Origin of the sequence: Pontixanthobacter gangjinensis, assembly GCF_009827545.1 — a bacterium.
In the GTDB taxonomy this organism is placed as follows: Bacteria; Pseudomonadota; Alphaproteobacteria; order Sphingomonadales; family Sphingomonadaceae; genus Pontixanthobacter; species Pontixanthobacter gangjinensis.
The window spans coordinates 556608-569354 of the sequence record NZ_WTYS01000001.1; the positions used below are offsets into that span (position 1 = coordinate 556608).

A 12747-nucleotide genomic window follows, 5' to 3' on the forward strand; every position below is an offset into this window, starting at 1 on the left:
AGCCTTATTTGAAGGCTTCATCCGCTCAATTCGTCTTTCCAATCAAAACTCGATCAAAACTAAATTTGCATGCTTTCCAAAGGGAATTCCTTCTTTTTCCAGTCTTTTCCTATTTCCAAAGCTGGCTTTCAGGGCCCAAAATCAAAACACGATCAAAACTTTCCACAGGCTAAGCCCAATGCGGAACATAGCCAGCACGCGGATGCTCAGGGTCGGCGGGACGAATTTGTCCTTCGTCCAACGCTAAACGAATAACCGCAGAGGCTTGCGAAGCATTGTGTTCGGCAATCCCAAAGCGTTCGCGCAAAGTCGAATTCGTCATGCGCTCGCCACTGACATATTTTAGCGCCGCGTGCTGGTAGCAAGCTCGCACGCGTTCCTCCTGGGTCATGTCTGCGAAGCGGCGTGGGGCAAAAAGTGTTGCGCGCACGGCAGTATCGACATTCTGGAAATCGGGCGGAGGCAGTTGATGCAACTCAGCCGAAGCTAGAACCTTATCGATCCCGGTTCCTTGCTCCTCGCAAAGACGCATCCGGCGCATCAGCGATGCCAGCGCTTCGTTCCGCGAGCGTGGCGGTGAATCGAGGAAACGATCGGGACTGACCAAAGGCTCGCCCGGATTAGTGATCTCAAGCCGATCCTTGAACAATTCGATCATCGGTCCAGCACCCGTGATCGTCATATCTTGGTGGATGAGCGCGTTGGCTATCAACTCGCGAATGGCGATCGATGGGTAGAGAGGTTCCTCCTCTCTGAACGCCTTACCGATATGTTCGTTACTGGGCAGCAGTCCATCGATGTAATCGGCGAGGCCAGAAAAGCCGCAGGCATAGCCTTTCTGCCCGTCGCGACGATGGGTAACCTTGGTCGCTCGGTTATTCCCCTCATACGCGACGAACCGAACACCTTTGCGCGCAATCGAAGGGGAAAAGTCCGCCAACTGCTTGGCAAATAGAATCGCGCCCAGATTGGTAATGTTCCACTTGCCGCCCACATCGGCCTCGATCAGGCGATCGGCCTTCAAACGGTCGAAGATCCCGTCGCGATTGTCGGGAAGGGGCTGGTCGGTGAGTTCAAAATAGCTGGTGTGATCCAGCCTCGCCAACACCTCATCACCGCTGAGGAACTGTGCGGCCACACCGGTTTCCCATGCATAAGGTTGCAGCTTCGACCACAAGAGCTTCTGCCGCTCGGGATGATCGGAGAGGCGCGGTGTGGCACTGCCAATGCGAATATAGGGCGTCCGGTCGAACTCCACCGGGCTCGTGGCCGCCGCAGGTATTTCCAGCAGAACAAGCCGGAGGCCATGATAATCGAGGCTCTTGAAGCAGAAAGCGATAGCCGGTTGCAGGTGCTGGCTCAGCCAGAATTCAAGCGGCTGATCCTTATGCTTGGCCGATGTCGGCTCAAAGCTTGTGCCGACAGGCTCATGGTCGCCATCCCGAATACCCCAGACGACATAGGCAAAATGCTGATCGGCGAGCCGTGCGGAATTGGACAATGCCGAGATCAGCTTGCCGATCATCTCGCCGTCGTGCTTATTTTCCTTGAACTCGACCCATGTTGTTTCAGCGGGTAGCGCACGCAGATCATCGATCAGAGCAAGCTGCCGTGTCTGCTCGGTCTGCGGACCGGGTGGCGGTGGCGGGGTATCGTTGCTCATACCGTCACCTTCTTATCGGTTATCTTGTATTCTGAAAGGAAAACAAGACCCCAAGCCGGTGGCTGGGGCCAATGGCGCTGCCCGTGATCCCGCCAGCGCTCACTCTCCTCGTTGAGAGCCCCGCTGGCTATGACGGTCGCGAGCAATTCGTCGTGCGGATATACGAAGCAATCATCGCCACGGAGGAAGGCGATGTGAATGTCCTTACCGATGTATTTCTTATCGATGCAGAAACGCCCTTTCAACTGCACCTTGAGGAAAGTCTGACCATCTATGTGGCATGCAATGAAGTCTGCCCCCTGCCAGTCGTCGGTGAGGCGTAGGCAATTGAAGCCATAATCGGCGAGACGCGCGGCAACCTTGTGGAAGTTGTAGTTCTCCTGCTGCCGCGAGTTGAGTTGAGTGTATGGAACGGCCTCGAAAATCATGCACTCGCGGCCTTTTCAGCCTTCTCTTTGCGTAACGCCCGGTCGAGCCACTTCGGCACTTCGGCGACCTGAGAAAAGAAGATATTTTCCGGCAGTTCGCGCCAGAATGATGTGATGGCCTCGGCGAAGCGGGTGAGGTTGTCGTCCGTCACAGTCAATGCCGAGAAGTCGAGCGCCGAAACGAAGAAGGCAGGAAGGCCGCCGTTCTTTCCAGCAAGGTCCGGTGCGATCGCTTTCAAAGTCTCGAAGGACCGCCCGGTGCCGTGCTTGTAGACATTGGTGACCAATTGGCAGCGGTTCAGTTCGTCGAAGAATCCGCGAGCGCGAGCATCCCAACCGCATTTCTCAAAGAAATCGAACAGGTCGTCAAACTTTGCGGACCACACTGCTGCGTGCAAATGCTTGCCGTAACCGTGGTGGCCAAGCTCCTTTCCAAGCCAGTCCCGAACCTGCTTTTCCCACTCATGAAACATTCCGGCAATGATGCTCAACCGAGTGTTGTCCCTCAGATCAGCAAGGCTTTGATAAAAGACGATGCTCTCGTCGTTTGCTTGCTCATAATCTGACCCGGGATCGTCGTAATCAGGGTTGAATGGCTTGGCGGCCAGCCAAGCGTCTGCGAAAGCGTTAGCGTCAGCCTCCATGCTCTCATCAGTGAATTGGTCTAGTAGGCGGCGCTTGGCCTCCGACACATAGAACTCGTGGTTGGCGATCAGGAAGTCGCGCGTTGGGCCCCACATTTGCAGGAAGACGCGATCAGGATCCTTCATGCCGCTGCCTTCTTGCCGGTCATTTTGGTGTAGAGTTCAAACAGCTTTTCGAGGCGCTCGGTGTCGTTGCGGAAGCGGCGACCGATGTAGATGCGTTCGAGCACCTCGTCGTTTTCCTCATGCGCGCGGCGAAGGTCTTCGGGCATGGCCTCGGGATCGTAGAGGTCGGCGATGGTCGCCGGGAAATGCGCCTCGCGCGCGAGGAGAATGTTCTCGGCGCAGCGGGTGAGGTCGGCCTTGTTTTGCTCGGTGAGCTTGGGGAGCGGGAAGGTATGCCATCCCATCTTATTCGAATAGCTAAAGTCAGTCTTCATCCGACCGCATACAGCCCCGATCCAAACGAGGTGCAGCCGAGAAGCAATTATTGCGAGATTGAATGTTTCGGGGTCATAAATCGCATAGGTCAAATTGGTGGCTCTCCACCGCTCATTGAATAGATCAATAGGCAGATATTCTCGGTTTTCCGAGCTTCGGATGGGAATAACCATCACGCTATGTCGAGGAGCCTTCATCTCCCGAAATTGATGTGGTCTTTCGGCCATTGCACGCGTCCCGGCGTCAGAGCTTGAAAGGCGCATCTGACGAACTTTCTCGATCCGACTTTGAATAGCGGGCAAGGAAAGGGCTGCATCTCGGCTCCCATCGTCAATCCAAATTGCAAATCGATGCTTGCCCTTGATGACTTCGCTCGATCCCACGAGCGGTTTAAGCAATTTCTCTCGTTCGGCTTGGTCCAAACCAAGGCCATCAATTTCGTCTTTTTCAACTATCAAATGGCCACCGTCATAAGGAGCATTGCCAAGCGCCATAGGCTGCTTGCCGAACGCCGGTTGGGTTAGACCTGAAACTACGACTTGCGTATTGGGGATAAGATAGGGACCTATCGTCTCAGTCAAAACCTCAAGATCACTGCCACTATCGTCTACAATGAAGAGCCTTTTTTTTGCAGCAGCTGTAGTTGTCATACCTACAATTATGACGGTTACGACTGCATTATGGCTCGCCAAATTTCGCCATTTGAAAGATTGATAACCAAAGCTGATTTCCAATCCCAACCCAAGTAATGCAGGCCAAAGGACTGGAACCTGTCCTCCCTGACAGATTGAATTCGTAGCCACGAAAGCAAACGAGCACGGAGTTTTCTGAGCGAAGATTGCCGCCTTCGCGAACCAACCCGCTACATAGTCCAAAGAACCTGTTCTCTCGACCAGCCCCCGGAATGCCGTCCGCAAGTCATCTTTCTCAGCCTGAGACTGATTTTTGGTGCCCTTGTAGGGCGGATTGCCGCAAATATATGTTTCGCCACCCGCATTCTCGAAGTCGATCTCGGACTGGTCGAGCGGAGTCTGGAAGAGGTCATCACCGCGCACTTTCACCCCAGTCCCTGTCGGCGGACAGATGCTCAACCAGTCGAGCCGCAGGGCGTTACCGCAGGTGATCCAGTTCTCGGAATCGAGCGGTAGGAACTCAGCCAGCGCCTCTTTTTGCCCGCGATAGAGGACATCGCACTGAAACTCGGCGATTATCAGCGCGAGGCGGGCGATCTCGGCGGGGAAGTCGCGCAATTCGATGCCGCGAAAATTGGTCAGCGGGATGTCTGTCTTGCGGTCGGGCTCGCCGCGTCGCCGATTGATCTCGGCCTCGATCTCCCGCATCTCCTTATAAGCGATGACAAGGAAGTTGCCGCTGCCGCAGGCCGGATCGAATACCCTGATCTTCGCGATACGACTGCGCAGGTTGAGCAGCTTGCGCGCATTGTCGCCCGCCTCTTCCAAATGGCTGCGCAGATCATCGAGGAACAGCGGGTTGAGCACTTTGAGGATGTTCGGCACACTGGTGTAGTGCATGCCGAGCGCACCGCGCTCCTCATCATCGGCGACGGCTTGGATCATGCTGCCGAAGATGTCCGGGTTGATCTTCGTCCAGTCGAGATTGCCGATATGGATGAGGTAGGACCGGGCGATCTTGCTGAAACGCGGCACATAGGTGCTGCCACTAAACAGATTGCCGTTCACATAAGGGAAGCCGATTGCCCACCGTGCAATACCGGCAGCATCTCGCTCGTCGTGCTTGGTGTTCATGGCACGGAATAGCTCGCTGATAACCTGAGCAGTGTTGTCGGCACCACCGGCACTCATCCGCTCGACTGTCTGCGTGAAGCCCGAAGTGACCGGGAAGATGTCGGTATCCTCGGCGAAGAAGCAGAAAATCAGCCGCGCCATGAAGTGGTTCATGTCGGTGCGGCGTTCTGGGCTCGCCCATTCCGGATTGTCTTGCAGCAGCGTGACATAGAGCCGGTTGAGCCGACTGGTCGCGCGGATGTCGAACGAGCTTTCGCGAATCTGCTGGACCGTGGTGATGCCCGCCAGCGGCAGGAAGAAGCCGAAGTGGTTCGGGAAATCGGCAAAGTCGCAGGCGACGGTTTCACCGCTGGTCAGGTCTTCGGCCTGAAACTCCTCCCCATCGGTGGCGAGGATGAACTTGGCCTTGTTGGCGCCTGTCTTCGGGCTATCGCGCAGCGCGGTGAGTGTCTGGCCCGCCGTGCCGGGATCACAGGTGGCGATGTGGATGTTGCTGCGTTGGAGCACGCCGCCGAGAAGATCGGACTGGTTGGTGTTGCCCTTCCTCAGCCTGTCGATTGTGGTCTTTTTGTTCCCAAAGGCGGTGAGGAACTGGAAAGGGAACTCGGCCCGATCAAACGGCTCTTCTGCAAGCCCAGTGACGGCTTCTTCGATCTCAACGGGGTTCATAAGCTTATTGACTACGGCGCGCTGGCGCGTTCGCCAAGCCTTTGTATGATCAATTCTTTGGCCAGATCTACTTCTTCTGCTCAAGAGGCTTGTCGAGGTGCCCATTTCTATCATCAATAGCAGAACAAATGGCGCTGATCTTCTCACCGCCACCGGCGAAGTCCACCCGATCACCCCACCGTTTTTGTTCGATTCGCAAGGGCGGCAAGCGTAACAGGTGAAGTCTCGGCGATTTTGCTGTCTACCGGCTAGCGCGCAACCTCAGGTCAATCCTTTAGTCCAATAATCAGGGGTGAGTAGGTGCACCCAAATGAACTGATGCGAGCGGCGGCACGGGTAGGGCGAACGCTCTGTCCGCAACCTAAGGTTTGGTTGTGCGGGGTTGACGCAGGGCCGTGCGACTGAGCCGACATTTCTACGAGCTACGACTCTGACACCATGCAGAGCAGCCCTCACGAAGATGATCATCCCATGGTCTATCTATATACGCTGCGAAATTCACAACAAAGGAGAGAGGCGGTTTTCTGCCTTTCTTGCGAAGAGGCGGGTGTGAAAAGCACACCCGCTAACCCCTGTTATTTGGACTTTATGACCGGTAACACTGTGAAATCCACATCCGGTAATTTGCCAGAAGTAACTTGTCTCTTGTATCTTTTGATTGAGTCCAGCCTCCTATGTGCTCGTTTGCTTGCTCGGGTGCCGCCCATAGGATGGTAGGTCTCAAAATCCCAATTGGGACCGCGTCGCGAACGGGTTGGGTTCTCAGGCCAAGCTTCCCAAGGGATTCTCCAGCATCGCGCGCGCGAACCGCTTGATGCTTTGACGCTGAAGTGAGCTTCTTTCGTGAGCTCAATCAGCTTCCGGTCTTGAAGGTCTTTGAATGCTTGCATTGAGGGCCTAGAATCTGACAATCCCAAGCGATCTGTTGCATCTTTGATTGAAAGGTAGATCGAACCGTTATTCAGCCCATTGAACAGGGAGATGAGCTCCATCAAGAGTTGGCGAGCAGTTAGGCCCAAGCTAGCAAAAGCCACTGACTCCAGAACCCTATGGGGTAACATCGAGAACCTTGCGGCCTTGTTGTTACGGCCCTTTGCGTTTGGCTTATGAGGCCGCTGGTTCGACCGCGCCATCCTTAACCCCCTTGGATGAGTTTGCGCAGGCTCTCGGCTGGAATAATTGTCCGCCCTCCGATTCGCGTGACGCGCAGCCGGCCAGAAGCGATATGTGCGAAAATTGTAGTTCTGCCTAAGCTCGTCGCGTGGCAGGCTTCTCTGATGCTGTATCCAAGCTTTTCAGGATGGTTTGATTGAGACGACATTGGCTTACTCCGTGCTGATTAGAACAACTATGGAGTTATGGGACTGCTGCCGTCAGTTTTACCTAAAACCGCAACTTCAATTTAGGCCTAAGTGCCTCAAGTCACTTTAGGGGAAGTCGTTTACCTGGGTGTTCCGGTCAATAATCTCCATCAATATCGGCAAAAGTGACGCGGAAGGTAGTTTTATCAAGCCGTCTCGATCCCGATTGCTCACGTCGGCATAGGCGAAGACCAAATTAAAAATATTGTCGTCAAGATTTCTCAAAGAATCTTTCTCGCCTTGAACACGCTTCATCCAACTCAGGACTTTCTTGCGGTAGGTTACGGCGGCTTCAACGGACTTCGCATTTATTGAATTTTCTGCGGCGATTGCCTCGACGGCATCATCATATTTTTCGCCGCTTTCAATGAGACGGAGAACGGCATTGCCTTGTTCAATTCGATCCAGACGCAGCCTGAAGGAGCGATAAGCTTGATTGCCCTTCCGATTGGAGATCTTGAGATCAATTCCCGATGACTTGCCCTCCAGTGCGATTGCAAGCATTTCTCGGAGATACGGCTCCATCGGCTGGTTCGACCTTAGTAATATAGCGACATCGACGTCAGGCCGTTTCGTCAGGCCTGCAAGCGCGATTGCCGCACGTAGATTTAGGTCTTTCTGACCAAGCCCATACCTAGCCATCAAGTGGTTCTTTGGTTGGAGATGGGCGTTAAAGGTTTTTCGCAAATCACTTTGCACTCCCGTCGCGGCAAGCTGTTTATTTAGTCAAAATGGCTTCTGCTCAACAAGGCTGTGGCCACGTTACTACACGGGACATCCCGCTATCTCGATATTTGCTTGGGTCAAAGCGCCAATGTCTCCAAAGCCTTCACCGCAGCTGAGCTGGCAAGGTGGCCATAGTGTCGTTCTATCATTTCAGCGCTTGTTCCGGAAATTTGCGCAATTGTCAGCAGGGGAAGCCCAGCACTCACAAGGTCGGTTATGGTGCTGTGACGTAAAGTGTATGCTGTAGCACCTGGCGGCAGGTTCGTTGTTTTGACCGCAGCGGCAATTGGAAGTTTCCAAGTCTCCTTATCCCACGGCTTCCCATTGGCGCGCATAAAAAGTGGAGCATTCGGTAGCTTGTCGGCTGCTTGGCTAGTCAGCAGCTTAGAGGCTTCGCTGGGCAGCTGAATCCGGCGGAGCTTGCCCGTCTTGTCCTTGCCAATGCTCAGCTCCGAAGTTCGCTTGTCAAAATCGCCAGCTGTCAGAGCGGCCATTGCGCCGGGGCGAAGAGGCAGCAAACACAGTGCTTGCACAAACGGCTGGGCTTCGACGCTGATCTTCTCAAGCAATAGTCGGCGTTGCGGGCGATCAAGGTATAGTGTCCGTCTTCCGTTAGAATTGGGAATGGACTTCAAACCCTCTTGCCACGCTGCCTCACTATTGGGCGCACCAGCAGGCAGCACAGTGGCCAGCGCCGCCCGCAATACCGCCATATCGCGATTGACGGTTGATGGCGCGCGAATGCGAACGCGCTTGTCACCTTCGTTGCTGCGGCTAACCAGTGAAGGCGTTTCCTCCAACCGCTTGCGCCAATCTGCAACGTGGCGCTTGCGCAGCTTGGCTAGCTTCACCTTGCCCAACACATCACCGTAAACATAACGCTTAAACCGTTGTTCGGCTTCCGGCCTGGTTTCAGCATAGGATCGACAAGCATCGGCAACGGTTTCCACCTTCAGTCGTATTTCGCCGCCCGCTTCCACCAATTCAGCAAGCGTTTCAGCCTCTTTCTTCGCAGCTGCAAAACGCGCGTTACCAGCCAATACCCCAAAGTCGCCAAGTGACTTTATTTGGTATTTGCTAGTGTCCTCATCGTAAATACGCGCAATCCAAGTTCCTGCGCCGCCACGCTTGGACGGGCGAAAGCCAATAAAGCAACCGGCCCGCAAGCGGTGCCAGTAGGGCTCCCTGCGGGTTTTCAACCGTTCCCGCTCACCAACTTTGCTCAGATCACACGCCATAGCCAGCCGCCTATTAGAAAGTATGTAATGAATACGGAATACACAGTCGAACCAAACTGAACAAGCCTGAACAGAATATCTATGTTTTTAAAAGATTTAATAGTTCACTTGCGATCGCTGTCGACCGTAACCCCTGCACTCCGAAGGCAGAGGCCAGAGGTTCGAATCCTCTCGGGTGCACCATTACAAGCCGGACACTTGTGTTGGCATTAATGTCTTTTGTCGCGTAATGCTTTTGCAATGAACTTTTCCGGGCCCCAATTTCTCGCTGAGACTTGCCAAGCTTGCACCATTCGCAACAGGGCGATCTGTGCTGATCTTGATCCGCAGGAAATCACACTTCTCAATTCAATCGGTCGCCAGCGTGAGTTGGTTGCGGGCGAACATTTACTGTGGGAAGGTGACGAGGCCGTGCTGGTGGGTAACGTGGTCGAAGGGATGCTTAAGCTGTCTTCAGGCACATCAGACGGTCGCGAACAGATTGTCGGGTTGGTTTACCCATCGGATTTCATTGGGCGGCCGTTTGGGGCGACCACGCCTTATGGTGCGGAAGCTCTGACAGACGCGAAGGTGTGCGTTTTCCAGCGCAAGGATTTTGATGCCTTTGCTCAGGAGCACCCGCGGCTCGAGCACAAATTGCTAGAACGAACTCTGACCGAGCTGGACCGCACCCGTCGCTGGATGGTGCTGCTGGGCAGGATGGATGCGGAACAGAAACTGGCTAGCCTTCTGCTCGAATTTGATGACCGGCTGGGCGCGAGTCTGCGTGCCAATACCGAGACTGAAACATTCGAATTGCCGATTGGACGCCAGCAAATCGCCGATGTTTTGGGGCTGACGATCGAAACAATTAGCCGGCAATTCAGCCGGATGAAGAAGGCGGGTGTGGTTGCATTGCCGTCGCGCCGCGAAGTCACCATTTTGGATCGACCGACCCTGAAATCATTGGCGGGCTAACTTTTCAAAACCTCAGATAATCGTGCATGACGCAAATTAAAGTATAGCGCACTGCGCAGGTCGGCATGAGATGTCGCTCGTCGAAGCGCGTATTGCTGCATCGGCCCATTTACCCTAGCTCGCAGGCAAATGGAGGAATGATGAGCTTCTCGAAGCAATTGCGTATTATTGGTGGTGGGTGCGGGATGCTTTTGTTGGCCGGGTGCGCGACATCGCAGACACAAGTTCCGTCACGAGGTCCGATTGAGGTTCCTATAGGTTGGGCTATGGCCGAGCCATCAGGTGCCGAGCTGGAATTGTCGAGCTATTGGACTTTGTTGGGTGATCCGCTGATCAACCAATTCGTCGAGCAGGCGCAGCGCGAAAATCTCGACATCGCGCAAGCCGCTGCGCGCCTCGCTATTGTTCGGGCCTCGCTTCGTGAAGCGCGGGCCAGCCGCCTGCCTGGGGTTTCCGCCAATGGTAGTATTCAGCGCGATGTTGGTGATTTTTCGCAGAACAATTTTGGTTTCGGGCTTGGCGCCGATGTCTCTTGGGAAACCGATTTGTTCGGGCGCATATCGGCCCGCATTGATTCCGCCGAAGCTGACCTGATTGCAGCCGGTTACACGAGGGCAGATACTGAACGGGCAATTGTTGCGCAGGTTGTATTGCAAAGCATCACCGCAAAACAGCTGGCCATGCAATTGGAAATTGCCCGCGCTAGCCTAGCGATCCAAGACGAGAATTTGCAGATCGCCCGCTGGCGGCGTGAGGCGGGGCTGGTGTCCAGCCTGGATGTCGAACAAGCTCGCACGCAGCGCGCGCAGACAGCGGCCACTATCCCGCAAATCGAGGGCGATTTGGCGGCGACGGCCAATGCTCTCTCAACTTTGCTGGGCGAAACCTCTGGCCGGGTTCTGGAGGAGATATCGAATAGCGCGCGCGTGCCGGCTCCGCCGCAAACAGCCAACTTTTCGGCCCCGGCAGAGATATTGCGCCGACGTCCCGATGTTCGCGCAGCAGAGGCTCAGTTGGCCTCTGACACGGCGCGCATTGGCCTTGCCCGTGCGCAGCTTTCGCCCTTGGTCAGATTGACTGGGACCGTTGGCACCAATTCGATCGGGATCGATAATCTGTTCGACATCATTACGGGCAATCTGTTTGCCAGCATGAGCCAGCTAATTTTTGACGGTGGTCGCACTCGCGCGCAAATTGATCAGGCGGAGGCGGTAGCTGAAGGATCGCTAGCAGCTTGGAAGCGTTCCATTTTAATCGCATTAGAAGATGTCGAAACATCCGCCGTGCAATTGCGCAGTGCAAGGCAGCGGACAGTGTTGTTTGACGAGGCCAGCGGAGCCGCAGAAAATGCCGCGCTTTTGGCGCGTAGCCAGTATCAGGCGGGGCTGATTGACTTTCAAATCTTGCTTACGGCTGAGAGCCAATTGCTGTCGGCGCGCAATTCAGCCGTCAGTGCTGAAGCGTCGCGTGCCAGTGCGTTTACGCGGCTTGCCCGCGCGCTGGGCGGAGGCAGCGGGCAAATGGAAAATATGACGGTAATTGACGGGGATTCCGAATGAGCGAGCAGGACCAGACCACCCCTTCGGTGGAGGAATTCCTTGGCGAGAAGCCGCGCCCGCGTTGGCGCCGTTGGGCCAAGTTCTGGGTGCCGGCGCTTATTCTTATTTTGCTCGTACTGGCTATCTCGCGTTGCACAGGCGGCGATGATGCGCCCAGCTATATTACCCAAGAGATAAAGCAGGGCGAGTTATCGCTCACGGTGACTGCAACCGGCAATCTGCGCCCCACCAACCAGGTCGAGGTCGGCTCCGAGGTTTCAGGCCGCATCGATCAGATATATGTTGATGTAAATGACAGTGTTGCACGCGGTCAAATTATTGCGCGGATCAATACCGAGGTTCTGAGCCAGCAAATTACTCAAGGCCGCGCCAATGTGAATGCGGCGCGGGCAAATGTGGCGCAGGCTCGCGCCTCGCTCAATGTGAATATGGCACAGCTCAACCGCTTGCGCAGTGTCTATGAAGCTTCTGGCGGCAAAGTGCCTTCGCAGTCCGAATTGGAACAAGCAGAAGCGGCAGTGGCGCGTGACAGGGCGCAAGTCGCCAGCGCGCAAGCCAATGCTCAGGCAGCCGAAGCTGCACTGCAAACTACCATCACCACACGCAATAGGGCGGTCATCCGTTCGCCTGTATCTGGCGTGGTTTTGGCGCGTCAGGTCGAGCCGGGGCAGACGGTTGTTGCCTCGTTCAACACCCCCACTTTATTTGTGATCGCCGAGGATCTGGCAGCAATGCAGCTGCGTGTTGATATTGACGAGGCCGATGTCGGGCAGGTTAGCCCGGATCAAAAGGCGACATTCACTGTCGATGCCTATCCCGGCAAGCAGTTCCCGGCGCGGGTAGAGCGTATTGATCTGGGCTCGGGCAACACGGTTGAGCAGCAGGGCGCTTCGTCACAAGGCAACAGCGTTGTCAGCTATGAAGCGCGGCTCACTGTTGGCAATTCAGAAGGGCTACTTCGCCCTGGCATGACCGCCACGGCCACCATCGCCACTGGCGCAACTGCTAAACGGCTATTGGTGCCGAATGCGGCCTTGCGGTTTGACCCGGAAGCCGAGGTCAAAGAAGCTGGCGGGGTGCTCAATCCTGATATTGGACTGGAGCAGAAGGATCAACAGGCCAGCATCGGCCAAGGTAGCCGCCAGCGCGTGCATGTTTTGCAAGCTGACGGGAGCCTGAAAGCGATCGAGGTTGTGACTGGCCAAAGCGATGGCCGCCTGACTGCAGTAACTTCGAAAGAGCTCAAATCGGGTATGAAAGTCGTGACGGGGGCGAAGGCGCAGGGTCAGTGAGTT

The 12747-nt window shown here is 55.2% G+C and carries 10 protein-coding genes; 3 read left to right on the forward strand and 7 right to left on the reverse strand.

The features are described from left to right. Positions 1–169 precede the first annotated feature (169 nt). The 7 genes from GRI36_RS02720 to GRI36_RS02750 form a co-directional block, all read right to left on the reverse strand. Entirely contained in the window at positions 170–1663 is a 1494-nt protein-coding gene (locus GRI36_RS02720) for an ATP-binding protein (RefSeq protein ID WP_160597070.1), read from the reverse strand. Further along, entirely contained in the window at positions 1660–2091 is a 432-nt protein-coding gene (locus GRI36_RS02725) for a hypothetical protein (protein WP_160597071.1), read from the reverse strand. Before GRI36_RS02725 ends, GRI36_RS02720 begins: the two co-directional genes overlap by 4 nt. Further along, positions 2088–2861 carry a hypothetical protein gene (locus GRI36_RS02730; protein WP_160597072.1) on the reverse strand — a complete coding sequence of 258 codons (774 nt, stop codon included), beginning with the start codon at positions 2859–2861 and terminating at the stop codon, positions 2088–2090. The genes GRI36_RS02725 and GRI36_RS02730 overlap by 4 nt, the downstream gene beginning before the upstream one ends. After that, positions 2858–5611 (reverse strand): class I SAM-dependent DNA methyltransferase, encoded by a 2754-nt coding sequence (locus GRI36_RS02735; protein ID WP_160597073.1) that lies wholly within the window; start codon positions 5609–5611, stop codon positions 2858–2860. The genes GRI36_RS02730 and GRI36_RS02735 overlap by 4 nt, the downstream gene beginning before the upstream one ends. 1135 nt (positions 5612–6746) lie before the next feature. Next, the gene (locus GRI36_RS14075) at positions 6747–6932 is read right to left on the reverse strand and encodes a helix-turn-helix domain-containing protein (protein WP_160597074.1); all 186 of its coding nucleotides are present in this window, start codon (positions 6930–6932) and stop codon (positions 6747–6749) included. A gap of 106 nt (positions 6933–7038) precedes the next feature. Beyond that, positions 7039–7671, reverse strand: a complete 633-nt coding sequence (locus tag GRI36_RS02745) for a hypothetical protein (RefSeq protein ID WP_160597075.1) — start codon at positions 7669–7671, stop codon at positions 7039–7041. A 104-nt stretch (positions 7672–7775) separates the two neighbouring features. Then, positions 7776–8936: a tyrosine-type recombinase/integrase gene (locus GRI36_RS02750; RefSeq protein WP_160597076.1), complete on the reverse strand. Its 1161-nt coding sequence runs from the start codon at positions 8934–8936 to the stop codon at positions 7776–7778. 240 nt (positions 8937–9176) lie between these two features. Between GRI36_RS02750 and GRI36_RS02755 the strand changes: the two genes are divergently transcribed. The 3 genes from GRI36_RS02755 (at position 9177) to GRI36_RS02765 (ending at position 12744) form a co-directional block, all read left to right on the forward strand. Further along, the gene (locus GRI36_RS02755; protein WP_160597077.1) at positions 9177–9893 is read left to right on the forward strand and encodes a Crp/Fnr family transcriptional regulator; all 717 of its coding nucleotides are present in this window, start codon (positions 9177–9179) and stop codon (positions 9891–9893) included. Positions 9894–10078: 185 nt separating this feature from the next. Beyond that, positions 10079–11452: an efflux transporter outer membrane subunit gene (locus tag GRI36_RS02760; protein ID WP_202392199.1), complete on the forward strand. Its 1374-nt coding sequence runs from the start codon at positions 10079–10081 to the stop codon at positions 11450–11452. Next, a complete protein-coding gene (locus GRI36_RS02765) occupies positions 11449–12744 on the forward strand; it encodes an efflux RND transporter periplasmic adaptor subunit (RefSeq protein WP_160597079.1) in 1296 nt (431 codons plus the stop codon). Before GRI36_RS02760 ends, GRI36_RS02765 begins: the two co-directional genes overlap by 4 nt. Positions 12745–12747 lie beyond the last annotated feature (3 nt).

Excerpts from the sequence above, each read along its gene's own strand:
- GRI36_RS02755 (WP_160597077.1), top strand. The coding sequence starts at position 9,177 with ATGAACTTTTCCGGGCCCCAATTTCTCGCTGAGACTTGCCAAGCTTGC.
- GRI36_RS02765 (WP_160597079.1), top strand. The coding sequence starts at position 11,449 with ATGAGCGAGCAGGACCAGACCACCCCTTCGGTGGAGGAATTCCTTGGC.
- GRI36_RS02725 (WP_160597071.1), bottom strand. The coding sequence starts at position 2,091 with ATGATTTTCGAGGCCGTTCCATACACTCAACTCAACTCGCGGCAGCAG.
- GRI36_RS02720 (WP_160597070.1), bottom strand. The coding sequence starts at position 1,663 with ATGAGCAACGATACCCCGCCACCGCCACCCGGTCCGCAGACCGAGCAG.
- GRI36_RS02735 (WP_160597073.1), bottom strand. The coding sequence starts at position 5,611 with ATGAACCCCGTTGAGATCGAAGAAGCCGTCACTGGGCTTGCAGAAGAG.
- GRI36_RS02750 (WP_160597076.1), bottom strand. The coding sequence starts at position 8,936 with ATGGCGTGTGATCTGAGCAAAGTTGGTGAGCGGGAACGGTTGAAAACC.
- GRI36_RS02760 (WP_202392199.1), top strand. The coding sequence starts at position 10,079 with ATGCTTTTGTTGGCCGGGTGCGCGACATCGCAGACACAAGTTCCGTCA.
- GRI36_RS14075 (WP_160597074.1), bottom strand. The coding sequence starts at position 6,932 with ATGTCGTCTCAATCAAACCATCCTGAAAAGCTTGGATACAGCATCAGA.
- GRI36_RS02730 (WP_160597072.1), bottom strand. The coding sequence starts at position 2,861 with ATGAAGGATCCTGATCGCGTCTTCCTGCAAATGTGGGGCCCAACGCGC.